The following is a 259-nucleotide window of genomic DNA, read 5'->3' as shown; positions in this document are numbered from 1 at the left end:
TTGCGGTTGCCATTACTGGGAGCAATTAGCAGAAAAACTTGGGCATGAAGTCCGAATCATTAACCCTAAGAAGGTGAAAGGATACCTAGAAGGTCATAAAACGGATCATAATGATGCTCTCGCCATCGCTAACGCCGCTATACAAATTGGTATCAAGTACAGTCGTCCAAAGTCATGGAACAACAAGCTATGCATTCTTTAGAAACTAGCCGTAGATTCTTATCTCGTAGTGTTGTTTCCCCTAGCTCTTCACATTAGA

At 42.1% G+C, this 259-nt stretch carries 1 pseudogene; it reads left to right on the top strand.

The features are described 5' to 3' along the window. Positions 1–259 (top strand): annotated as a pseudogene (locus AB4138_RS23960) (transposase); the annotation flags it as partial.

This window comes from Vibrio sp. 10N.286.52.C3, from assembly GCF_041468865.1.
Classification (GTDB): Bacteria; Pseudomonadota; Gammaproteobacteria; order Enterobacterales; family Vibrionaceae; genus Vibrio; species Vibrio crassostreae_C.
This window is presented reverse-complemented; position numbering and strand designations above follow the sequence as displayed.